Origin of the sequence: Bradyrhizobium sp. SSBR45G (assembly GCF_030159255.1) — a bacterium.
GTDB lineage: Bacteria > Pseudomonadota > Alphaproteobacteria > Rhizobiales > Xanthobacteraceae > Bradyrhizobium.
This window is the reverse complement of record NZ_BSCT01000011.1, coordinates 120997-142918: the sequence shown is the minus strand read 5'-3', so window position 1 is coordinate 142918 and position 21922 is coordinate 120997. Positions and strand designations below refer to the sequence as shown.

Sequence of the window (21922 nt, the reverse complement as noted above, 5' to 3'; positions counted from 1 at the left end):
TGCAGCAGGAGGCGTTTGGAACGTGGTCATGCACATCATTGATCGGCGCCTGAATCCGGGCGGTAAAAGTCTCGAAAATCGTCAGCGATTTTTGCGCCGAGCCAAGGCCTTGGTTCAGGGAGCGGTCAAGAAGACCTCGCAGGACCGCGACATCAAGGACGTGCTGGAGGGCGGCGAGGTTTCGATCCCGCTCGACGGCATGGACGAGCCGCGCTTCCGCCGCGAAGGTGGTACCCGTGACATGGTGCTGCCCGGCAACAAGAAGTTCATCGAAGGCGACATCCTGCCGCGCTCGGGCGACGGCAGCGGCCGCAAGTCGGGGCCGGGGCAGGGCGACAGCGAGGATGCGTTCCGCTTCGTGCTGAGCAAGGAAGAATTCGTCAACCTCTTCCTCGACGATCTCGAACTGCCCGATCTCGCCAAGCGCAAATTCGCCGAGGCCGAGAGTGAAGGGCTGGTGCGCGCCGGCTATTCGACCTCGGGCTCGCCGGCCAACATCTCCATCAGCCGGACCGTCGCGCGCGCGATGGCTCGTCGCGTTGCCTTGCGCCGGCCGCGGCCGGAGGCGATCGCCGAGCTCGAAGCCAGGATCGAGCAGGAGACCGACGACGACAAGCGAGCCGCTCTGGTGGCCGAGCTCGAAGCCTTGAAGGCGAAAGCCAAGCGTATCCCCTTCATCGATCCGATCGACATCCGCTACCGCCGCTTCGAAGCGGTGCCGAAGCCGATCGCGCAGGCGGTGATGTTCTGCCTGATGGACGTCTCGGGCTCGATGTCCGAGCACATGAAGGACCTCGCCAAGCGGTTCTACATGCTGCTCTACGTCTTCCTGACGCGGCGCTACCGCCACGTCGAGATCGTGTTCATCCGTCACACCGATCGCGCCGAGGAGGTTGACGAGCAGACCTTCTTCTACGGCCCGGCTTCCGGCGGCACCCTGGTGTCGAGCGCCCTGCAATGCATGCATGACATCGTCCGCTCGCGCTTCCGCCCGTCGGACTGGAACATCTATGCCGCGCAGGCGTCCGACGGCGACAACGCCACATCGGATTCCGAGAACGTCGCGCGGCTCCTGACCGACAACATCCTGCCGGTGTCGCAGTTCTTCGCCTATCTCGAGGTCGGCGAGTCCGGTACCTACTCGTTCGAAATGCCGGACTCCGCGCTGTGGTCGCTGTATGAGCGGCTGCGCGCCAACGGCGAGCCGCTGTCGATGCGCAAGGTCCGCGACCGCAGCGAGATCTTCCCTGTCTTCCACGACCTGTTCCAGCGTCGCGGGACGTCGCAGGAGAGGGCGGCGTCATGAGCGGGCTGCTGTTCGACGGCGCGGATTGGAACTTCCTCACCCTGCAGCGCATCCACGATGCCTGCGAGACGGTGGCGCACAAGGAGCTCGGGCTCGACACCTATCCCAACCAGATCGAGGTGATCACGGCCGAGCAGATGCTCGACGCCTATTCCTCGGTCGGCATGCCGCTGTTCTACAAGCACTGGTCGTTCGGCAAGCATTTCGCCTATCACGAGGCCTCGTACCGCAAGGGCCTGATGGGCCTCGCCTATGAGATCGTGATCAACTCCTCGCCCTGCATCTCCTACCTGATGGAGGAGAACACGGCGACGATGCAGACCCTGGTCATCGCGCATGCCGCGTTCGGCCATAACCACTTCTTCAAGAACAATTATCTGTTCAAGCAGTGGACCGATGCCGACGGCATCCTCGACTATCTCGACTTCGCCCGCGGCTACATCGGCCAATGCGAGGATCGCTATGGCCGTCTCGCCGTCGAGCACACGCTGGACGCGGCGCATGCGCTGATGTCGCATGGTGTCGATCGCTATCCCGGCAAGAAGAAGCTCGACTTCCGCGAGGAGGAAAAGCGGGCCGGCAAGCGCAGGCTCTACGAGGAGGGCACGTTCAACGATCTCTGGCGCACGGTGCCGACCGGTCCGGTCAAGACCAGCGCCGTGCTGAACGTCGAGCGGCGCCGCACGCTGCTCGGCTTGCCGCAGGAGAACCTGCTCTATTTCCTGGAGAAGACCGCGCCGCGGCTGGCGCCCTGGCAGCGCGAATTGCTGCGCATCGTCCGCCACATCGCGCAGTATTTCTATCCGCAGGGCCAGACCAAGGTCATGAACGAGGGCACAGCGACCTACGTGCACTACCGCATCATGAACCGCCTGCACCAGGAGGGCCGTCTTACCGACGGCAACTTCCTGGAGTTCCTGCAGTCGCACACCAACGTCGTGTTCCAGCCGGAGTTCGACGATCCGCGCTTCTCCGGCTTCAATCCTTATGCGCTCGGCTTCGCGATCATGCAGGACATCGAGCGCATCGTGAAGGACCCGACCGAGGAGGACCGCGAGTGGTTCCCGGACATCGCCGGCACCGGCGACGAGATGGCGGTGCTGCGCGACGTCTGGGCCAATTACCGCGACGAGAGCTTCATCACCCAGTTCCTGAGCCCGGCCCTGATCCGGCACCTGCGGCTGTTCCATCTGCATGACGATCCGGCGGATCGCACCGGCATCCTGGTCGACGCCATCCACGACGAGCGCGGCTACCGCCGCATCCGCCGAGAGCTGTCGAAGCAGTATGATGTCGGCTACATCGACCCCAACATCGAGGTGGTCGATGTCGATCTCGCCGGCGACCGCCGCCTGATGCTGCGGCATACGGTGGTGAAGGGCGCCCAGCTCAGCGAGACCGACACCAAGCGCGTGCTGCAGCATCTCGCCGATCTCTGGAGCTACGACGTGTCGCTGGTCGAGGTCGATGCCGCCACCGACAAGGTGCTGAAGGAGTACGTGCTCAATCCCCGGATACAACCGGCGGCCGCTTAGCGCGGCCGCCAAGCCCTAGATGTTTTAGGTCGACCTCCTCACCGCACGGACGGTCGGCTCCCCTCGCCCTCTTGCGGGGAGGGGTTGGGGGTGGGGGTCCGCGGGCGCTGAACTCACTTGGGTCCGCGTCAGAGAGCCAAATCGCCGCTGTTCATTTGGCAAGGGCCTTGCGCGAGGCTGGCCGCCCGCGATTGCATCAAAAGCTCATACCGCGTCAGATCGAGCGGGATTCGGGGACCCCCACCCCCGACCCCTCCCCGCAAGTGGGGGAGGGGAGCTCACCGTCCGCGCGGCGAGCGTCCAGCTTCACATCTGAGAGCGGATCACGCCAAGTGGCGCTCGTGCGATCAGCCCGCTATGGTGCGCGCCGTCGGCCGGTGCTGGAGCGCTCGCCGGCGCGAGGGCAGTCGAAGCTTGGGCGTGAGACGCGTGGTCGGACCAGGAGAGACGGTGGCGGTGGATCGGCGGGACCGGTTCATTCCAGTGCGCAAGTCCGACATTCTCGACGCCGTGATCTCTCACGGCGGCCTGGATGAGGTCCAGTCGAGCGATCTGCGCGAGCTGGCCCGCATGCTCGGCGCCATCCTTCACCACGAATATTTCGACGAACTCGACCGGCTGCGCGATGCCTATTTCGACTTCGATCCCGAGGTCCCCCTCGGTCGCCATCGCTCGTCAGTCGAGAGCGAGGCCGCCTATCGCAACCTTACCGACGAATTCGTGCGGGTGCTCGGCGAGGCCAATTTCGTCGAGATCAGCCATGACGAGATCGAGCGCGCCTTTGCCGAGCATGCGCTGGTGCGCGTCAAGCTGAAGGCGCCGATCTCGGACTATCGCAGTGTCCGCATGTTCCGGCGCGGCCAGCATCAGGAGACGATCGAGGTCCCGATGCTGTATGGCCTGCGGCGCCGGTCGCAGGAGGTGGAGGTCTATGACGACATCATCCTGATGGTCGCGACCAAGCCTGACGAGCCGACGAAGACGAAGCGCAAGACCGCCGCCTGGCGCGGCCGCAACAAGATCCGCGGCGGCGCCGTGCTGTTCAAATATTTCCGCCACATCGCGCGCTTCGACCTCGAGGCGCTGCTGCCGAACGTGCGCGTCGTCATGGGCCTGCGCGAGCAGTTGACCCTGGGCGTGCCGGCGCTGCTCGGCGGGGTGCCGATCCTGCTCAAGCTGGCCTCGACCCTGACGGTGCTGTTCATTGTCGCCGGCTTCTATCTCGGCCTCAGCGGCACCGTGCACGACAACGACACCGAGCAGGCGCTGGCCGCGTTGTCCGGCCTGTTCGCGCTCGGCGCCTTCATCCTGCGGCAATGGGGCAATTTCCACCGCCAGTCGCTGATCCATCAGAAGCAGGTCACCGACAACATCTACTTCCGCAACGTCAACAACAATTCCGGCATCTTCAACTACCTGATCGGCGAGGCCGAGGACCAGGACTGGAAGGAGGCGGTGCTGGCCTATGGCGGCCTGCTGCTGGCGTCGGTGCCGCTCAGCCGCGCCGCACTGGGCAGTCACGTCGAGGAATTGTTGCAGCAGATGTTCGGGCTGGGCCGCGCGTTCAATATCGACGAGGCCCTGATCAGGCTGCGTGAGTTCGGGCTGGTGAGCGGCGACGATGAGGCGCTGTCGGCGCTGCCGCTGCCGGAAGCCATCGCGCAGCTCGAACGTGTCTGGGCAAGCGCATTGCGGGCGCAGTCTAGTTAATCATGGGCGGCAGCTTGTGAGAAAAGGATCTGCGCCACTTGATCAGCCGACTTACCTCTGTTGCCACAGCGAAAGCTCTCCACCCTCACCCTGAGGAGCCCGCCGCAAGCGAGCGTCTCGAAGGGCGAGGCCGCCGCTCGGGCCTCGCGGTTCGAGACGCGTCGCAAGGGCGACGCTCCTCACCGTGAGGGTTGGCACCGAGGACGGCGCTGCAATTTGCCCATGAGGATCGTCCTCACGAACGGTCAGCAGCCATGCGCGATCCACGCTCGCTGAGCTTGGCCCCGTTAGCGCAGGCTCGCGTTGATCCTGTCGAGCACGGACTGGCCCGGGCACAGATCGGCGGCCTCCAGCCGGTTCAACGGCCGCTCCACCGTGTTGAGATGGCTGTGCAGATCATCGGCCTCCGGATCGACATACAGCAGCCCGGTCACGATCTGGCCCTGCGCCGCATGCTTCTGCAGGAAGGTCATCGCGCCCAGGCGGTCGTGCGGATCGTAGTCGGCGTCGAGCTTGCGCAGCGCCAGCCGCGAGCCATCGTGCTGCTCGACGATCTGCACCGTGCCCGGATCCTGGTCGATCTCGATCGGATCGCGCCCGGTCAGCACGTCCAGCCGGTTCACGGCATCATTGTGCTCGCGGACGTAGTCGAAGCTCTTGGTCGAGCCGGCGTGATTGTTGAAGGCGATGCACGGGCTGATCACGTCGATGAAGGCCGCGCCCTTGTGCCGGATGGCGCCTTCGATGATCGGCACCAGCTGCTTCTTGTCGCCGGAGAACGAGCGCGCGACATAGGTTGCACCCAGCTGCAGCGCGATGCCGACGAGGTCGATCGGATTGTCGGTGTTGGTGACGCCCTTCTTCGACTTTGAGCCGCGGTCGGCGGTCGCGGAGAACTGGCCCTTGGTCAGGCCGTAGACGCCGTTGTTCTCGACGATGTAGGTCATGTTGACGCCGCGCCGGATCGCATGCGCGAACTGGCCGAATCCGATCGAGGCGGAGTCGCCGTCGCCGGAGACGCCGAGATAGATCAGCTCGCGGTTGGCGAGATTGGCGCCGGTCAGCACCGACGGCATGCGGCCATGCACGGTGTTGAAGCCGTGGGAGTTCCCGAGGAAGTAGTCCGGCGTCTTCGACGAGCAGCCGATGCCGGAGATCTTGGCCACCCGATGCGGCTCGATCGACAGCTCGAAGCAGGCCTCGATGATCGAGGCCGTGATCGAATCGTGGCCGCAGCCGGCGCACAGCGTCGAGATCTTGCCCTCGTAGTCACGATGGCTGTAGCCCAGCGCATTCTTCTTGATGCCGGGATGCTGGAATTTCGGCTTTGCGATGTAGGTCATGAGCGCCTCGCATCACCCGCCATCGTCATGGCCGGGCTTGACCCGGCCATCCACGTGGTAGCCGAGTAGACGAAAGAGATGGATGCCCGGGTCAAGCCCGGGCATGACGGTGGAGAGAGTAGGGGCAACATCATGACACGGCCTTGCGGAGCGGGGTGACCTTGATCTGGTCCTGATGGGTGCCGATGGAGTCCGCGATGTAGCGCGCCGTGATCGGCGTGCCGTCATAGTGCAGGATCGGCACCAGGCGGACCGGGTCGATGCCGTTCTCGGTGACGATCAGCTGGCGCAGCTGGGCGTCGCGGTTCTGCTCGACCACGTAGACGAAGTCGTGCTCGGCGATGAAGCTCGCCACGCTCGAGTGGAACGGGAAGGCGCGGATGCGCAGGCGGTCGAGCTGATGACCGCGCGCCTCCAGGAGTTCGGTCGCCTCGTCCATCGCCGGCGCGGTCGAGCCGAAATAGATCACGCCGTATTTGGTCGGCTTGACGGCATTGGCCTGCAAGGGACGTGGCACCATGTCCTGCGCGGTCTGGAACTTGCGCAGCAGGCGCTGCACGTTGTCGGCATAGACGGCGCCTTCCTCGGAGTAGCGCGCGTAGCGGTCCCGCGAGGTGCCGCGGGTGAAGTAGGAGCCCTTGGTCGGATGGGTGCCGGGGAGGGTGCGGAACGGAATGCCGTCGCCATCGACGTCGAGGTAGCGGCCGAAGTCGCGGCCTTCGTCCAGCATCTCGGCGGTCATCACCTTGCCGCGGTCATATTGTCTGGAATCGTCCCATTTCAGCGGACGGCACAGCCGCTGGTTCATGCCGATGTCGAGATCGAGCATCAGGAAGACGGTGGTCTGCAGCCGCTCGGCGAGATCGAACGCAGCGGCGGCGAATTCGAACGCCTCTGCCGGATCCTCGGGGAAGAGCATCACGTGCTTGGTATCACCGTGCGAGGCATAGCCGCAGGCGATCAGGTCGCACTGCTGCGTGCGTGTCGGCATGCCCGTGGAGGGGCCGGCGCGCTGCACGTTGATGATCACGGCCGGGATCTCGGCGAAGTACGACAGACCGATGAACTCGGTCATCAGCGAGACGCCAGGGCCGGACGTGGTGGTGAAGGCGCGGGCGCCGTTCCAGGACGCGCCGACCACCATGCCGATCGAGGCAAGCTCGTCCTCGGCCTGCACGATCGCATATTTGGCCTGGCCCGTTTCCTTATCGTGCCGCAGCTTCTTGCAGTGATTGGTGAAGGCCTCGGCCACCGAGGACGACGGCGTGATCGGGTACCAGGCGCACACGGTGGCGCCGCCATAGACGGCGCCGAGTGCGGCGGCATTGTTGCCTTCGATGAAGATGCGGTCGCCGACCTTGTCCGCCTTTCGGATGCGCAGTCCGATCGGACATTTCAGGTTCTGCAGCGCCCAGTCTCGGCCGAGATGCAGCGCATGGACGTTGGAGGACAGCAGCTTTTCCTTGCCCTTGTACTGCTCGCCGATCAATTGCTCGATCAGCTTCGGGTCCATGTCCAGCAGGGCGGAAAGCACGCCGAGATAGATGATGTTCTTGAACAGCTGGCGCTGGCGCGGATCAGTGTAAGTCGAGTTGGTAATCGCGGTCAGCGGCACGCCGATGACGTTGATGTCGTCGCGGAACTTGGTCGACGGCATCGGCTTGGTCGAATCGTAGAACAGATAGCCGCCGGGCACGATGCCGGCGACGTCCTTGTCCCAGGTCTGCGGGTTCATCGCCACCATCAGATCGGTGCCGCCGCCGCGCGCGCCGAGATGGCCGGCTTCGGTGACGCGCACCTCGTACCAGGTCGGCAGGCCCTGGATGTTGGACGGGAAGATGTTGCGCGGGGACACCGGCACGCCGTGGCGGAGCACCGCGCGCGCGAACAATTCGTTGGCGCTGGCCGAGCCCGAGCCGTTGACGTTGGCGAAGCGGACGACGAAGTCGTTTACGCTGCTGAGCGGCGCTTGCTGGGACATGCGTTACCTGCGTGAGTCGTCTCGATGAAATACTTCTGCATGTCCCACGCACCGGTGGGGCAGCGTTCGGCGCACAGGCCGCAATGGAGGCAGACGTCCTCGTCCTTCACCATCACGCGTCCGGTCTTGAGATCCGACGAGACGTAGAGGTCCTGGTCGGGGTGAACAGACGGCGCCTTCAGCCGTGACCGCAGGTCGGCCTCTTCGCCGTTCTCGGTGAAGGTGATGCAGTCCATCGGGCAGATGTCGGCACAGGCGTCGCATTCGATGCACAGCGTGTTGGAGAACACCGTCTGCACATCGCAATTCAGGCAGCGATGCGCCTCGCCGAGCGCGAGCTTGACGTCGTAGCCGAGCTCGACCTCGGTGCGGATGTCCTTCAGCGCCACGACCTTGTCGCGGTGTGGCACCTTGAAGCGCTTCTCCGCCGAGATGTCGTTGTCATAGCTCCATTCGTGGATGCCCATCTTCTGCGAGGAGACGTGGACCTCCGGCAGCGGCCGCTCGGTGATGTCCTCGCCCGACAGCAGGCGATGGATCGACAGCGCCGCTTCATGGCCCTGCGCGACCGCCCAGATGATGTTCTTCGGACCAAACGCCGCGTCGCCGCCGAAGAACACTTTCGGATTGGTCGACGCGAAGGTGGTCGGATCGACCTTGGGCATGTGCCGCTTGTCGAAATCGACGCCGCAATCGGCCTCGATCCACGGAAACGCATTCTCCTGGCCGACCGCCACCAGCACGTCGTCGCACGGATAGGTCTCGTCCGGCTCGCCCGACGGCACCAGCGAGCGCTGGCCATCGGCATCATACTCGGGCTTCACCTTCTGGAAGGTGACGCCGGTCAGCTTGCCATTGTCGTGATTGAAGGCAACGGGGACGAGATAGTTGAGGATCGGAATGTCCTCATGCAGCGCGTCTTCCTTCTCCCAGGGCGAGGCCTTCATCTCCTCGAAGCCGGAGCGCACGATGACCTTGACGTCCTCGCCGCCCAGCCGTCGCGCGGTACGGCAGCAATCCATCGCGGTGTTGCCGCCGCCGAGCACGATCACGCGCTTGCCGATCTTGTCGGTGTGGCCGAACGAGACGCTCGACAGCCAGTCGATGCCGAGATGGATGTTGCCGGTCGCTTCCTTGCGGCCTGGAATGTTCAGCTCGCGCCCGCGCGGCGCGCCGGAGCCGATGAAGACGGCATCATAGTTCTCGGCGAGCAGCTTCTTGAGGCTGTCGATGCGATGACCGGCCTTGAACTCGACGCCGAGGCTGAGCACGTAGCCCGTCTCCTCGTCGATCACGCTGTCGGGCAGGCGGAATTTTGGGATCTGCGAGCGCACCATGCCGCCGGGCTTCGCATCTCCGTCGAACACGGTGCAGTGATAGCCGAGCGGCGCGAGATCGCGCGCGACGGTCAGCGACGCCGGGCCGCCGCCGACCAGGGCGATGCGCCAGCCGTTGCGCGGGCCGGGGCGCGGCATGCGCTGGCTCACGTCGTCCTTGAAGTCCGCGGCGACGCGCTTCAGGCGGCAGATCGCCACCGGGCTCTCCTCGACACGCCCCCGTCGGCACGCGGGCTCACAGGGACGATCGCAGGTGCGTCCGAGGATGCCCGGGAATACATTCGATTTCCAATTGATCATGTAGGCGTCGCTGTAGCGACCCTCGGCGATCAGACGGATGTATTCCGGGACGGGGGTGTGTGCGGGACAAGCCCATTGGCAATCGACGACTTTGTGAAAGTAGTCGGGGGCCGAAATATCAGTCGCTCTCATTCCTACCCTGTCCGCGCGGTGAACCACGAGCGCGCGGCCTTCCTGACGTGAGGGCGACTGTTTTTTCAGGATCTACAATGGATCGGATGTGGTCCGGAGCAGGCCCTGTTCGTCGCCCTTCTGTTTTTGGAATGGCTCAATTGAATAGTCTTATCAGACTAGAGCCATTCCAAGGCGCACACAAAGGCAAATTTGCAAGGCTGCTGTCCATGCACAGTGGTGCGCCGCCGCATTGCAGGCGCGGTGCTGCCACGTGTTGCGATGCGGCATGTGGGGTCGACGACGGGAACTCGAGAGTGCAGAAATTGTGGGTCACGCAAGCTGCCACGCACTCAGTCGTCATGCCCGGGCTTGTCCCGCCTGCGCGGCCGAAGCCGCTTCGCCGCGGCGAAGGCCCGGGCATCCACGTCTTTCCAAGGACGCCGAACGACGTGGATGGCCGGGACAAGCCCGGCCATGAAGGTGGAGAGAGACGGACTACTAATGTGCAGCGATGTCGGCGCGGCTGAGGTCCCACATCAGCCTGTAAATCCCGGCCGAGATCTGTGTCGCCAATGGCCCGTCGATCGCGGCGAAGCGCGTCGTCATCAGCGTGGCAATCGCGTGGCTATCGGTGCCGTCGATCAGGACGAACCAGTCGGCATCACGTGAGCTCGCGGGGACGCCGGCAGCAGGGCCGGAGAGATCGGCATCGCCTTCGAGCAGGTGCATCGAGATGATGCCCTTGAGCTCGCGCGGGTCGAGCTCGATCTGCAGTGCGTCCCGCAAGGCCTTGTCCTGTCCCGGCTTCGCACGCAGGCGGATGATGCCGAGCACGGCGCCGCGGCCGGAGCCTCTCGAGATCGTGATGCGCGCAACGCTGCGGATCATGTTCTTGAACCGCGCCATGACCGTCTTCGACCATTCCGTCGGTGCGTCGAGCCGCGCGCGATAGGCTGCGCTGTCGAGCACGTCGATGCTCTCGGTCGAATACAGGCAGAGATATTTCGGACTGCCCTGCTCGGCGACATAGCGTCGCGCCTCGATGAAGCCGGGGATCGCCACGCGCTCTTCGAGATGCTCGCTGTCGTACCAGTGGTTGAAATCAGCTTCATGCTCGGCATCGATGTTCATCGATGTCAAAAGCATGCCTTTCCCGGCGATGGGCATTGCAGATGTCCTTGTTTGGCGGCCAATTCCTCATTGTGAGGAGCGCCCCTTGGCGCGTCTCCCGGACAATGCTTTCGCATTGCCTGGTGAACCATGAGGCCCGGGGATGTCTGAGCCTCATCCTTCGAGACGCCATGCTGCGCATGGCTCCCCAGGATGAGGAGAGACGATCATTTGTTTAAGGCGCAGTCGTGCGCTTCGCCATGTCGCAGATGGCTTTCATGACCGCGTCGCGGATGCCGGGGTCATAAAGATTGTGACCTGCGGCTTCGACGACACGGATTTCGGCGTCGCGCCACACCTCCGCCAGCCGTGCCGAGGTCTGGGGCGGGCAGAGCAGGTCGTAGCGGCCCTGCACGATGATGCCGGGAATGCCGGCCAGCCTGGTCGCGTCCCGCAGCAGCTGGTCCGGCGCCATGAAGCTGTCCTGGGAGAAATAGTGCGCCTCCATGAACGGCGTCGCGGGCAGCGCGCTGCCGGAGCGGATGGCGAGGCGATCGAGCTGGGTGCGCGACGGCTTCACCTCCGACAGCGCCCGCTCGACGTCGTGCCAGGCGCGCGCCGCGGGGCCGTGAACGGCCGGGTCGGGATCGAGGATGCGCCGGAAATAGGACGCGCACGGATTGCCCCGCTCGGCCTCCGGCAGCAGGTCCAGGAAGTCGCGATACAATGCGGGATGGAAGCGCGCCAGCGTTTCGCCGAACGCGGTCTCGACCTCTGCACGGGTGCCGAGGAAGGTTGCGCGGAGCACCAGGCCCGTCACGCGCGTCGGATGCGCCTGCGCATAGGCGAGCGCGAGCGTCGCCCCCCACGAGCCGCCGGCGACGATCCAGCATTCGAAGCCGAAGCGCTCGCGGATCGCCTCCATGTCGGCGATCAGGTCGGGCAGGGTGTTGTTGTCGCGGCTGCGCGCGGGGCGCGAGCGGCCGGCACCGCGCTGGTCGAACAGCACGGCGTGGAAGCGCTCGGGATCGAACAGCCGGCGATGATCCGGCTGGCAACCGGAGCCGGGGCCGCCATGCAGATAGACGGCGGGGATGCCGCCGATGTGGCCAGAGCTCTCGACATAGATCTGGTGGCCGCCGGAGACGTCGAGCCATTCCGACGTCAGCGGCGCGAAGGGATCGCTGCGGCGCGCGGAGGCGCGGCCGGCTTCGGCGTCAGGCATCGGTGCCGTTCTCCGGCGTGCCGCCGGCAAAGTTGCGATACAGGAAGCGGTCCTGGCCCGAGGCCGCATCGCGCTCGGCCTGCTTGAAGATGCTCTCGTGCAGCGGCGACAGGGTGCAGGCCGGATCGGTGTTGCCGGCGTCGCCGGTCAGCGCAAACGCCTGGCAGCGGCAGCCGCCGAAATCAATCTCGCGGAATTCGCAGGATTTGCATGGCTCCTTCATCCAGCCGGTGCCGCGATAGCGGTTGAAGGCCTCGGAGTTCTGCCAGATCCAGGCGATGGAGTTGTTCGAGCGTACCGACATGAAGTCGAGCCCGGTGATGCTCTCGGCGGCGTGGCAGGGCAGGACCTTGCCCGAGGGCGAGATGTTGAAGAACTGCCGGCCCCAGCCGCCCATGCATTTCTTCGGCCGCAGCGCGTAGTAGTCCGGGACGACGTAGTCGATGGTCAGCGTGCCCTTCAGCCGCTCGCGCGCCTCCTCGACGAGGCGATCGGTCTCTTCGAGTTGCGCATAGGTCGGCATCAGGCTGGCGCGGTTCTTCAGGGCCCAGCCGTAATATTGCACGTTGGCGACCTCGAGCCGGTCGGCATCGAGATCGACCGCCATCTGAATGATGTCCGGCAGCTGATGCAGGTTCTGCCGATGCATCACGGCGTTCACGGTCAGCGGCAGGTCGAGCTCGCGCGTCCATTTGGCGACCTCGAGCTTCTTGGCATGACCGCCCTTGTAGCCGCCGACGCGGTCGGCCACGACAGGCTCGTTGCCCTGGAAGCTGATCTGGACGTGACAGAGCCCGGCATCCGCCAGCTCCTTCAGCCGCTCGCGCGTCAGCAGCACCGCCGAGGTGATCAGGTTGGTGTAGAGGCCGACATCGTTGGCGTGCTGCACCAGCTCGACGATGTCCTTGCGCGCGGTCGGCTCGCCGCCGGAGAAATGCACCTGCAGCACACCGATCTCGGCGAGCTCCGAGAGCACCTTCTTCCACTCGGCGGTGGTCAGCTCCTGGCCGGACCGGTCGAGCTCCAGCGGGTTGGAGCAATAGGGGCATTGCAGCGGGCAGCGATGGGTGAGCTCGAGCAGCACGGCGAGCGGAATGCCGTAGCTCTCGGCCACGGATCCGCGCCGCTCCAGCACGGCGAGCCCGTCATTCGCGTCGATCTGCGGCGTGGTGTCGGTCAGCTCGGTCATGAGGTCGTCTCCCGAACCTCGGTCAGAAAGCCCTTGTCGGCGAGATCCTGCAGCATCGCAACGACGTCGGTCGCGATCACGTCGCGCGGCGCGGCATATTTCACCGCGAGCTCGTCGATGATGCCGGCGACGCTGCGCGCGCCGTCGCACAGCTTGAGCACCTCGACCGCGATCTCATCCGGCGCCAGCACCCGCTCCGGCGCCAGGATCACCCAGACCTGCCGGGTCTCGTCGAACTTCAGCTTGGTGTGCCGCGGCAGCACCACGCGGCTGGTCTCGGCAACTTGGATGTGACGCGGGGCCATGGCGGGGTCTCTAGCGCGTGGAGTTGTGAAATTGGATGGCCGCGCCAAGTGCGGTGCGGCTCCCCTCCCCCTTGCGGGGAGGGGTCGGGGGTGGGGGTCCCAGAAAAGACTTCCCGTGTGGACCCCCCACCCCGACCCTCCCCCACAAGGGGGGAGGGAGTGCACCGTCCGTGCTACGAGAGCGGTGGTTCAAACGGGACACCATCATCCCTCCTTCGGCACGAACGCGCCGGGCGGGATGTGGCCTTCCACATACGCGTGATACAGCGCGTCGAGCTGCACCCACAGCACGTTGGTCTTGAAGATCAGCGCGTTGCAGACCGCGGCGCGCTGCTCGGGCGTCGTGGCGTGCTCCTTGACGTAGTGCAGGGCGAAATTGGCATCGCGCGGCGCCTGGGTGAGACGGCGCTTGAAGTAGCTCATCGTGTCGTTGTTGACGAAATTGTAGTGCTCGAGCATGCCCGAGATCCGCTCCTCGTGAATGCTCGGCGCGAACAGCTCCGTCAATGACGACGCGATCGCCTCCAGCGGCGAGCGGTCGCGGCAGAAATGCACATAGGCTTCCACCGCGAAGCGCGTCGCCGGCAGGATGCCTTCGGTGGATTCGACGTAAGCCGTGTCGAGGCCGAGGCCTTCGGTCAGCTTCAGCCAGCGCTCGATGCCGCCCTCGCTGCCGACGTCGCCGTCATGATCCTCGATGCGATGCCGCCATTCCAGCCGCGTGGCGCGATCGCGGAAGCGCGTCATCACCATGGCGTCCTTCAGCGGGATCGTCGACTGGTAGTAGTAGCGGTTCAGCGCCCAGGCCTGCACCTGGCCCTTGTTCAGCTTTCCGCTGTGCAGCAGCTTATGGAACGGGTGGTGGTTGTGATAGCGCGTAGCCCCAATATGGCGCAGCGCTGCTTCCAATTCGCTCGCATTGTTCAGCGTCACGCCGCGTCCGATCGACAGCGCCGTCATTCCGCTCAGATTGACCTCACTCACAGTACGATCTCCATCCCTTCAGCGGGGATTTCCCATCCCTCGCGTTCCAACGTTTGCCGCTCGGGTGAGGCGTGCAGCCACGCCGGATTGGAGTTGTTGATGTGCAGGAAAATCTTCCTGCCGATCCCGAGGTCCGCCAGCCGCTTGATCGCGCCGCTTTCTCCGGACATCGCGATATGTCCCATGCTCTGCCCGGTCTTGTTGCCGAGTCCGGCCTGGATCATCTCGTCGTCGCGCCACACCGTGCCGTCGAACAGCACCAGCGGCGCGCCTTTCAATCTCGTTCTCAAGGCGTCGTCGACGCCGGCACAGGCGGCGATGACGTAGCCATATTGGCCGCCTTCGAGATCGGTAATCTTCAGCCCCAGCGTATCGCCGGTCGACGAGCTGCCACCGGGATGCTGCTTGTCGCGCAGATACCAGGCGCTGGTGCCGGACACCGCGAAGGCCGTGATCTCCAGGCCCGAAGGCCGGCCGTCCTGCAGCTGCGGCCGGAACGGCGCATCGATCTCGATCGGCAGGCGCTTGACGGTCTCGTCCTTCAGCACATCGAAGATGTTGTTCGACCGCAGGATCGCAAGCACTTTGGGGTGGGCGTAGATCGAAAAGGGCGAACTCTCGCGCATCGACAATAGCCCGGTGATCGCATCGATCTCGCCATTGGTCAGGATCACGCCGGCGATCGGACTGTGGCGCAAGGCGCCGGGCTTCGGATGCAGCTGCGGCGTGCTGACAACCTGCTGCCGCAGGTCGGGCGACGCGTTGATCAGGAACCAGTTGGCGCCATCGGCGCTGACGGCGACCGAGGCCTGGCTGTTGCAGATGTCCGGATGATCCGTGCGGGCGGCACGACAGACGGCACAGCCGCAATTCCACTGCGGAACTCCACCGCCCGCGGCGGCGCCCAGGACGACGATGCGAAGCATGAGCCGTCTCCTGGAAGTCAGCTGTGATGGCGCACGCGATTACCGACGGCAGGAATGACCGGCGGTCAGGACGACCGGCAGGTCAGAAGGTGACGAGGGTGGGACATCGGACCTGCGCACGGGCTGGCATACGCGATCGCTGGCGCCCACCCTCAAGCCTCGACGTCCGGATCGGGCGGGACCTGGACGTCACACCCGCGAATTATTTGCGGGCCGCGCAGGCGTACATGTTGATTTCCATGCCAACCGGCACTTCAACAATCTTGGGTGCTTTCCAGGCCATTGTCCTCTCCTTCGAAACGGGACGGTTATCGTCCTCACCATTAAACTACCGTGCTACGAAAAGTTCGCCAGTGGAATCTTTTTGTTTGAGCTTCTCAGGCCTGCTTATTGCAATGCGAAGTCGCAGGCGCGAATTGCTGCAGTTTTCGACGGATTGAGCCGCGAAAACAACGGATTCGTGATCGATGGCTTCGCAACGCTGTCCTGTTCCGCCCATAGCTTCAGGCGAGACGGGTTGGATAAAGCAGTTGTGAGACGTTCGAGACTTCCAAATCCCAGCGTGTGACCCCATTGGAAACTGACGATGCCTAGATATTTCTTCAACACACGGATCGGCGAAGAACTGGTCTCCGACACCGACGGCGAAGTGCTGCGCAACCCTGATCGCGCCTGGGAAGTGGCGCGCGACATGATCAAGGAATTGCTGCGCACGGAAGGTGGCAATGCGGCGCTGATGACGGCGGTCATCGAGGTCACCGACGAGGAGGGCGAGATCGTGCTCGAGTTCCCGTTCTCGGAGGCGATCTTCACGATGCACGCGCAGTCGATGACGCGGCACTGAGCCGGGGCGCCGCTCGGCGAACGCCGGCGCTGGGTTGGCCCTGCTGTGGCGCGCAGGTCAGAGCGAATGACGGGGGCGGACGATGTCGCCCCGCGTGCTGGCGAGTCCCATCTCGAAACTGTCGGCGATCCGCCGGGCGCGGACGATGAAGAGCGCGGCGAGCCCCTCGGGGAACAGATCGCGCGCCGTGGCCTCGAGCAGCTGCAGCCAGCGATCGAAATGCGCGCCCTCGAGCCCGAGCAGAAGATGCGGGCGCATCGGCGCCCCGCCATAGCGGCCCGTCTTCAGCAACATCGACGACCAGAAATCGCTGATCCGTTCGATGTGCTCGTCCCAGTCGTCGACGGTGCGGTTGAAGATCGGCCCGATCAGATCGTCCTCGCGGGCGCGGCCGTAGAAGGTTTCGACCAGCCGGCGAATGGCGGCGTCGTCGAGGTCCGGATGTTGAACCGCAAGCGGATGGCGGTTGGGCTGAGCGGCAGGGCTGTTCATGGCAGTGTATATAGGCACGCGCAGCGCTGATGAAAATGCGCTGCGCCTCCCGTCCTCATCCTGAGGTGCCCGCCAGAGGCGGGCGGCTCGCCGCATCGGCAGTGCCGCCCCACAAAACCTGCCATTCACGGCAGGCTGACGAACTCCACCCAGTTCGGCTTCTTGCCGACCGTGGTGGACTTCAGCTTCTCCAGCGCGCCGCTGGCCGCATCGATGCGATACACCGTCATGCCGTTCGACACCTCGCCCACGGCGGCGAGATAGCGCCCTGTGGGATCGATGTTGAAGCCGCGCGGCTGCGTCTCGGTCGGCACGCTGCCGATCAGGGTCAGGCGTCCGCTGGCCGCATCGACCTTGAAGGCCGCAATCGTGTGCGAGCCGCGCTCGGAGGCGTACAGGAACTGGCCATCCGGCGTGGCATGAATATCGGCCGCCCAGGGCTTGCCGCTGAATCCTGCGGGCAGGGTGGTGGTGCGCTGCTGCTCGGTCCATGTGCCCTTGTCGGCGTCATAGGCGTAGACCGCGAGATCGGCGTTGAGCTCGTGCAGGAGATAGATGAACTTGCCGTTCGGGTGGAAGATGAAGTGGCGCGGACCTGACTTCTCCGGCGTCTTCACCGTCAGCGCGTCCTTGGCGGTCAGCGTGCCCGTGGCGGCATCGAAGGCGAAGCCGAGCACCTGGTCGGAGCCGAGATTGGTCGCGAACACGAAGCGGTTGTCGGGCGCGGGCAGGAAGGCATGGGCGTTCAGCCCGGTCGGGATGACCTGGCCCGGCGCGCCGACCACGCCATTGGCCTGGACCGGATTCACCGCCACCTTGTTGCCGCCATAGGAGGCGCTGAACAGCACCTTGCCGGTGCGGTCGAAGGCGATGTTGGCCATGCTGTCGGCGAGCGGGCCGTTGCCGGCATGCGTGAGCTGGCCGGTCTTGGCATCGATCGCGAAGCTCTCCGCCTGGAACGGCTGCGAGCGCACGCCGGCGATCAGAACCTTCTTGTCCGGGCTGACCGCGAGCGGGGTCGACGAGCCCGGCTTCTCGACGCCGACGAAGGCCGCGGTCTGCACCGGGGTCATGTCGCCGGTCGCCGCATCGAACTTAAAAACGCTGATGTCGTTGCTGTCGGCATTGCCGACATAGGCGTAGGTCTCTGCAAGGCCCGCGCGCGGCGCCAGCGTTGCCGCGACCGCGGCGAAGACGAGTGTTGCGGCCATGGTGGTGCCCGATCTGATCATCTGGTTTCCTCCTTTTTTGATCTGCTTGCTGCAGGTCTTAAAGTCGATTGTGAAGCTTGACCAAGCCTGATTCCGGATCGATCGATGCAGGACGGGTATTGATCGGCGTCGCGTGGGGTTCTGAGGCAAATGCCGCGCTGCAACGCGACGCTGCATGGGGCACCTCGTTTTGCACGGCTTTCTCGATGCCGCCCACCGCGCTAAGAACGCGGTGCCACCACGGAGCTCTCCATGACCGATCTCTGGCGCCTGCCGGCTGCCGACCTCGCTGCCCTCATCAAGTCGAAACAGGTCTCCGCCCGCGACGCCGCCAAGGCGGCGCTGGGCCGGCTCGATGCGGTCAATCCCGCGATCAATGCGGTGATCGACCATCGTCCCGAGGACGTGCTCAAGCAGGCGGACGCGATCGACGCGGCGTTGGCGCGCGGGGAGGACCCCGGGCCGCTGGCTGGCGTGCCCGTCACCATCAAGGTCAATGTCGACCAGACGGGCTTCGCCACCACCAACGGGCTGAACCTGCAGAAGGACGCCATCGCCTCGGCGCACAATCCGGTGGTGAACAACTTCGTCAAGGCCGGCGCGGTGCTGCTCGGCCGCACCAACACCCCGGCGGTGTCGTATCGCTGGTTCACCAGCAACCTCATCCACGGCCATACCAGGAACCCGCGCGACCCCGGCATCACGCCCGGCGGCTCCTCCGGCGGCGCTGGCGCGGCGACCGCCGCCGGCATCGGCCATATCGGCCACGGCACCGATATCGCCGGCTCCGTGCGCTACCCGGCCTATGCCTGCGGCATCCACGGCCTGCGCCCGACGGTCGGCCGCATCCCCGCCTTCAACACCTGTCTCCCCGAGCGCCCGATCGGCCCGCAGATCAGCGCCGTCTCGGGCCCGCTCGCCCGCACCATCAACGACGTCAGGATCGCGCTCGCCGCGATGTCGGCGCGCGACGTCCGTGACGTCTGGTGGATGCCGGTGCCGCTCGAAGGCCCGGAGCTGCCGAAGCGCGTCACGCTGTGCGTCAACCCGGATGGCCTGAACCCGGTGCCGGAGGTCGTCGCCGCGCTGCGCGATGCCGCCAGGCGCCTCGAAGCCGCCGGCTGGACGGTCGAAGAAATCACCGACACGCCGCCGCTGCAGGAGGCCGCGCTGCTGCAGACGCGGCTGTGGCTTGGCGATGGCTACGAGGCCCAGCTTGCGGCGGCGGAGAAGGAGGGCGATCCCGGCGCGCTCGCCTGCCTGCGCGGCGTCCGCGACAAGGTGCACCCGTTCGACCTCTCGGCGACGCTGGCGCGCCGCGCCGCGCTGACCCGGCAGTGGCTGCTGTTCATGGAGCAGCATCCGCTGCTGCTGCTGCCGGTCTCCGGCATGCTGCCGTTCGCCGACCAGCTCGACCGCAAGGACGAGGAGTCCTTCCAGCAGGTCTGGCACGCCCAACTGACGCAGATCGCGATCCCGTTCTTCGGCCTGCCGGGTCTTGTGGTCTCGACCGGCATGGTCGGCCGCGTGCCCGTCGGCGTCCAGCTGGTCGGCCAGCGGTTTCGCGAGGATTTGTGCCTCGCCGCCGGCGAGGCGATCGAGGCCGGCGGCACGCCGCCGTCGCCGATCGATCCGGTTCGGGAGTGAGCATGGCCAGCATCTACGATTTCGCCGCGACCTCGCTGACCGGCGAGGAGGTGTCGCTGAAGCGGTACGCGGGGCAGGTGCTGCTGATCGTCAATACCGCCAGTGCCTGCGGGTTCACGCCGCAATACCGGGGCCTGGAGGCCCTGCAACGCGAGTTCGCGTCGCGGGGCTTTGCCGTGCTCGGATTTCCCTGTAACCAGTTCGGCGCCCAGGAGCCCGGCACGGCGGAGGAGATCGGCGCGTTCTGCTCCACGAAGTACGATGTCACCTTCCCGCTGTTCGCGAAGATCGACGTCAACGGCGCGGACGCGCATCCGCTGTACAAGTTCCTGAAGGGCGAGAAGACGGGCCTGCTGGGCTCGGCGATCAAATGGAATTTCACCAAATTCCTGGTCGATCGCGATGGGAACGTGGTGTCGCGCCATGCGCCGACCACCACGCCCGAGGCTTTGCGCAAAGAGATCGAGGCACTGCTGTGAGCGACAACGATACCCCTGCATTCCCGGACCGCCTGTCGGTCGATCCGAAGAGCCCCTATTACAACGAGGCGATCCTGTCGCGCGACGTCGGCATCCGCTTCAAGGGCGCCGAGAAGACCAATGTCGAAGAATATTGCATCAGCGAAGGCTGGATCCGCGTCACCGCCGGCACCGCCAAGGACCGCCACGGCAACCCGCTGACCATCAAGGTGCACGGCCCGGTGGAGCCGTATTTCAAGGATTGAGGGCGCGGCGCGCGGTACACCACACCCACCGCCGTCATCCCGGCGAACGCGGGGGATCCATAACCACAGGGAGACGTTCGGGGCAGGCTCGCAGTTGGAGCTCGCCAAGCCACATCCGCTGCGGCGTATGGGTCCCGGGTCCGCGCCGCGCTAAGCGCGTCACGGCCTGCCCGGGACGACACCGGAGCGAATGGACGCTCGCGTGAGCGCAACGTTAGGCTCAGTCCAGGTTAAAATTGAGCGTTGCTCAAATTATTTATTGAACGTTGCTCAAATTCAGCTACACTCACCCATATCCGCCCCGTCGGCACCGCTCCCGACGCGTGACGCCGGTAGGCGTTCGCGCGATCAGCCTGTGCATGCCGTCGCCGCCGCGGATCACAGAGGGTGACCACCATGTCCTATTCCGACCACGACCTCCGCGCCGCCGCCGGGGCCGGCGCCATCGGTCCAGACGACCTCCAGCGGCTGCTGGCCTATCTCCACCAGCGCGCCGCATCCGGCGCCGCGCCGCGCGCGAAGTTCGATGCCGCGCATCTGCTCTGGTACGCGGGCGCCTTGATCGTGATCGGCGCCATGGGCCTGTTCTCGACGGTGGCGTTCTCGCAGATGGGCGGCCGCGCGCTGACCGCGTGCGCGCTCGCCTATGCCCTGGCGTTCGGCCTCGCCGGCAACCATCTCTGGCGCCGTGACCTCCGCGTCCCCGGCGGCCTGCTGATCGCGATCGCCGTCTCGATGGCGCCGCTCGCCGTCTACGGCGTCCAGGACGAGCTCGGCTGGTGGGGCAAGTTCGGCAAGCCCGGCACGGTCCATGACTTCTACGTCTGGATCAAGGGCAGCTGGCTGTTCATGGAGATTGCCACGATCGCGGCAGGCAGCGTCGCGCTGCGCTTCTATCGCGTGCCGTTCATCGTCGCGATCATCTCGGTCGCGCTGTGGTTCATGTCGATGGACCTGACGCCCTGGATCTTCAACGTCAGCCACATCGACTGGGAGATGCGCCGCGTGGTGTCGATCTGGTTCGGCCTCGGCATCCTCAGCCTCGCCTGGATCGTCGACACCACCAGCGACCGCCGCGACCTCGGCTTCTGGCTGCACCTGTTCGGCCTCATGGCCTTCTGGGGCGGCATCACGGCCACCGACGGCGCGACCGAGCTGGGCAAAGCGATCTACTGCCTGCTCAACGTCGGCCTGCTGCTGATCGCCGTCCTCATCGTCCGCCGCGCCTACGCCGTGTTCGGCACCATCGGCATCACCATGTATCTCGGCCACCTCGCCGACGTCGTCTTCAAGGACTCGCTGCTGTTCCCCTTCGCACTGTCGCTGATCGGAGTAGGGGTGGTCGGGGTGGGGCTGGCGTATCACCGGAAGCAGAAGGTGATTGCGGAGTGGCTGACGGCCAATCTGCCGGCGGCGGTGCTGCGGTTGCGGCCGCAGGGCGCGATGGGGTGATGCGACGGCACAGCGAAGCTCCGATTTCCGCGCGCATGCCTCTCCACCCGAAAGCTCGCCTTGCCGACGCGCAACGCTCCCTCTGCGCATAACCCTCTCCATGAACGCGCCTCTTGGCGTGTTCATGGTCCGGTGTGCAGTGCCGCCTCGGCTCTCGACCCTCTCCATGAGCACGTTGCTGATGACC

The 21922-nt window shown here is 65.3% G+C and carries 20 protein-coding genes; 8 read left to right on the top strand and 12 right to left on the bottom strand.

Features of this window, described 5'->3' with window-relative positions:
* Positions 1–28: 28 nt before the first annotated feature.
* From QQL87_RS16000 to QQL87_RS15990, 3 genes are all read left to right on the top strand, one after another.
* Positions 29–1306 (top strand): YeaH/YhbH family protein, encoded by a 1278-nt coding sequence (locus tag QQL87_RS16000; RefSeq protein ID WP_284419740.1) that lies wholly within the window; start codon positions 29–31, stop codon positions 1304–1306.
* Complete coding sequence (locus QQL87_RS15995; RefSeq protein WP_284419741.1) at positions 1303–2841, top strand: SpoVR family protein; 1539 nt, start codon at positions 1303–1305, stop codon at positions 2839–2841. Before QQL87_RS16000 ends, QQL87_RS15995 begins: the two co-directional genes overlap by 4 nt.
* A gap of 450 nt (positions 2842–3291) precedes the next feature.
* Positions 3292–4551, top strand: coding sequence for a TMEM143 family protein (locus QQL87_RS15990; protein ID WP_284419743.1), 1260 nt, complete (start codon positions 3292–3294; stop codon positions 4549–4551).
* A gap of 287 nt (positions 4552–4838) precedes the next feature.
* On the opposite strand, the gene QQL87_RS15985 is transcribed toward QQL87_RS15990, so the two are convergent.
* From QQL87_RS15985 to pqqA, 10 genes are all read right to left on the bottom strand, one after another.
* A complete protein-coding gene (locus QQL87_RS15985) occupies positions 4839–5894 on the bottom strand; it encodes a 2-oxoacid:ferredoxin oxidoreductase subunit beta (protein ID WP_284419744.1) in 1056 nt (351 codons plus the stop codon).
* A gap of 130 nt (positions 5895–6024) precedes the next feature.
* Entirely contained in the window at positions 6025–7875 is a 1851-nt protein-coding gene (locus QQL87_RS15980) for a 2-oxoacid:acceptor oxidoreductase subunit alpha (RefSeq protein ID WP_284419745.1), read from the bottom strand.
* The gene (locus tag QQL87_RS15975; protein WP_284419747.1) at positions 7845–9644 is read right to left on the bottom strand and encodes an FAD-dependent oxidoreductase; all 1800 of its coding nucleotides are present in this window, start codon (positions 9642–9644) and stop codon (positions 7845–7847) included. Before QQL87_RS15975 ends, QQL87_RS15980 begins: the two co-directional genes overlap by 31 nt.
* A gap of 480 nt (positions 9645–10124) precedes the next feature.
* A complete protein-coding gene (locus QQL87_RS15970) occupies positions 10125–10793 on the bottom strand; it encodes a DUF4286 family protein (protein WP_284419748.1) in 669 nt (222 codons plus the stop codon).
* A gap of 178 nt (positions 10794–10971) precedes the next feature.
* Positions 10972–11961: a prolyl aminopeptidase gene (gene pip, locus QQL87_RS15965; protein ID WP_284419749.1), complete on the bottom strand. Its 990-nt coding sequence runs from the start codon at positions 11959–11961 to the stop codon at positions 10972–10974.
* The gene (pqqE, locus tag QQL87_RS15960) at positions 11954–13150 is read right to left on the bottom strand and encodes a pyrroloquinoline quinone biosynthesis protein PqqE (RefSeq protein ID WP_284419750.1); all 1197 of its coding nucleotides are present in this window, start codon (positions 13148–13150) and stop codon (positions 11954–11956) included. Before pqqE ends, pip begins: the two co-directional genes overlap by 8 nt.
* The gene (pqqD, locus tag QQL87_RS15955; RefSeq protein ID WP_284419751.1) at positions 13147–13455 is read right to left on the bottom strand and encodes a pyrroloquinoline quinone biosynthesis peptide chaperone PqqD; all 309 of its coding nucleotides are present in this window, start codon (positions 13453–13455) and stop codon (positions 13147–13149) included. Before pqqD ends, pqqE begins: the two co-directional genes overlap by 4 nt.
* 204 nt (positions 13456–13659) lie before the next feature.
* Entirely contained in the window at positions 13660–14415 is a 756-nt protein-coding gene (pqqC, locus tag QQL87_RS15950) for a pyrroloquinoline-quinone synthase PqqC (protein WP_502871181.1), read from the bottom strand.
* A 20-nt stretch (positions 14416–14435) separates the two neighbouring features.
* Positions 14436–15365: a pyrroloquinoline quinone biosynthesis protein PqqB gene (gene pqqB / locus QQL87_RS15945; protein ID WP_284419753.1), complete on the bottom strand. Its 930-nt coding sequence runs from the start codon at positions 15363–15365 to the stop codon at positions 14436–14438.
* 202 nt (positions 15366–15567) lie between these two features.
* The gene (pqqA, locus tag QQL87_RS15940) at positions 15568–15648 is read right to left on the bottom strand and encodes a pyrroloquinoline quinone precursor peptide PqqA (RefSeq protein ID WP_012029362.1); all 81 of its coding nucleotides are present in this window, start codon (positions 15646–15648) and stop codon (positions 15568–15570) included.
* Between the two features lie 303 nt (positions 15649–15951).
* On the opposite strand from pqqA, the gene QQL87_RS15935 reads away from it, so the two are divergent.
* Positions 15952–16209: a DUF6894 family protein gene (locus tag QQL87_RS15935; RefSeq protein WP_284419754.1), complete on the top strand. Its 258-nt coding sequence runs from the start codon at positions 15952–15954 to the stop codon at positions 16207–16209.
* A 57-nt stretch (positions 16210–16266) separates the two neighbouring features.
* Here QQL87_RS15935 and QQL87_RS15930 read toward each other — a convergent pair whose 3' ends face one another.
* Both QQL87_RS15930 and QQL87_RS15925 read right to left on the bottom strand, forming a co-directional pair.
* Positions 16267–16701, bottom strand: coding sequence for a group III truncated hemoglobin (locus QQL87_RS15930; RefSeq protein ID WP_284419885.1), 435 nt, complete (start codon positions 16699–16701; stop codon positions 16267–16269).
* Positions 16702–16826: 125 nt separating this feature from the next.
* Positions 16827–17933 (bottom strand): lactonase family protein, encoded by a 1107-nt coding sequence (locus QQL87_RS15925; protein ID WP_284419755.1) that lies wholly within the window; start codon positions 17931–17933, stop codon positions 16827–16829.
* Between the two features lie 231 nt (positions 17934–18164).
* Here QQL87_RS15925 and QQL87_RS15920 point away from each other — a divergent pair, with 231 nt between their 5' ends.
* The 4 genes from QQL87_RS15920 to QQL87_RS15905 all read left to right on the top strand — a co-directional run bounded on the left by QQL87_RS15920 (position 18165) and on the right by QQL87_RS15905 (position 21735).
* Positions 18165–19559 carry an amidase family protein gene (locus QQL87_RS15920; RefSeq protein WP_284419757.1) on the top strand — a complete coding sequence of 465 codons (1395 nt, stop codon included), beginning with the start codon at positions 18165–18167 and terminating at the stop codon, positions 19557–19559.
* Positions 19560–19561: 2 nt separating this feature from the next.
* Positions 19562–20038: a glutathione peroxidase gene (locus tag QQL87_RS15915; protein ID WP_284419759.1), complete on the top strand. Its 477-nt coding sequence runs from the start codon at positions 19562–19564 to the stop codon at positions 20036–20038.
* Entirely contained in the window at positions 20035–20283 is a 249-nt protein-coding gene (locus tag QQL87_RS15910; RefSeq protein ID WP_284419761.1) for a DUF3297 family protein, read from the top strand. The genes QQL87_RS15915 and QQL87_RS15910 overlap by 4 nt, the downstream gene beginning before the upstream one ends.
* Before the next feature lie 396 nt (positions 20284–20679).
* Complete coding sequence (locus tag QQL87_RS15905; RefSeq protein WP_284419762.1) at positions 20680–21735, top strand: hypothetical protein; 1056 nt, start codon at positions 20680–20682, stop codon at positions 21733–21735.
* Positions 21736–21922: the final 187 nt, after the last annotated feature.

Bases quoted from the DNA above. Each gene is read 5' to 3' on its own strand.
- QQL87_RS15920 (WP_284419757.1), top strand. From the start codon at position 18,165: ATGACCGATCTCTGGCGCCTGCCGGCTGCCGACCTCGCTGCCCTCATC.
- QQL87_RS15985 (WP_284419744.1), bottom strand. From the start codon at position 5,894: ATGACCTACATCGCAAAGCCGAAATTCCAGCATCCCGGCATCAAGAAG.
- QQL87_RS15925 (WP_284419755.1), bottom strand. From the start codon at position 17,933: ATGATCAGATCGGGCACCACCATGGCCGCAACACTCGTCTTCGCCGCG.
- QQL87_RS15930 (WP_284419885.1), bottom strand. From the start codon at position 16,701: ATGAACAGCCCTGCCGCTCAGCCCAACCGCCATCCGCTTGCGGTTCAA.
- QQL87_RS15915 (WP_284419759.1), top strand. From the start codon at position 19,562: ATGGCCAGCATCTACGATTTCGCCGCGACCTCGCTGACCGGCGAGGAG.
- QQL87_RS16000 (WP_284419740.1), top strand. From the start codon at position 29: ATGCACATCATTGATCGGCGCCTGAATCCGGGCGGTAAAAGTCTCGAA.
- pqqC (WP_502871181.1), bottom strand. From the start codon at position 14,415: ATGACGGCGCTGTCGATCGGACGCGGCGTGACGCTGAACAATGCGAGC.
- QQL87_RS15970 (WP_284419748.1), bottom strand. From the start codon at position 10,793: ATGCCCATCGCCGGGAAAGGCATGCTTTTGACATCGATGAACATCGAT.
- QQL87_RS15980 (WP_284419745.1), bottom strand. From the start codon at position 7,875: ATGTCCCAGCAAGCGCCGCTCAGCAGCGTAAACGACTTCGTCGTCCGC.
- QQL87_RS15975 (WP_284419747.1), bottom strand. From the start codon at position 9,644: ATGAGAGCGACTGATATTTCGGCCCCCGACTACTTTCACAAAGTCGTC.
- pqqD (WP_284419751.1), bottom strand. From the start codon at position 13,455: ATGGCCCCGCGTCACATCCAAGTTGCCGAGACCAGCCGCGTGGTGCTG.
- QQL87_RS15935 (WP_284419754.1), top strand. From the start codon at position 15,952: ATGCCTAGATATTTCTTCAACACACGGATCGGCGAAGAACTGGTCTCC.
- QQL87_RS15995 (WP_284419741.1), top strand. From the start codon at position 1,303: ATGAGCGGGCTGCTGTTCGACGGCGCGGATTGGAACTTCCTCACCCTG.
- QQL87_RS15905 (WP_284419762.1), top strand. From the start codon at position 20,680: ATGTCCTATTCCGACCACGACCTCCGCGCCGCCGCCGGGGCCGGCGCC.
- pqqB (WP_284419753.1), bottom strand. From the start codon at position 15,365: ATGCTTCGCATCGTCGTCCTGGGCGCCGCCGCGGGCGGTGGAGTTCCG.
- pqqE (WP_284419750.1), bottom strand. From the start codon at position 13,150: ATGACCGAGCTGACCGACACCACGCCGCAGATCGACGCGAATGACGGG.
- pip (WP_284419749.1), bottom strand. From the start codon at position 11,961: ATGCCTGACGCCGAAGCCGGCCGCGCCTCCGCGCGCCGCAGCGATCCC.
- pqqA (WP_012029362.1), bottom strand. From the start codon at position 15,648: ATGGCCTGGAAAGCACCCAAGATTGTTGAAGTGCCGGTTGGCATGGAA.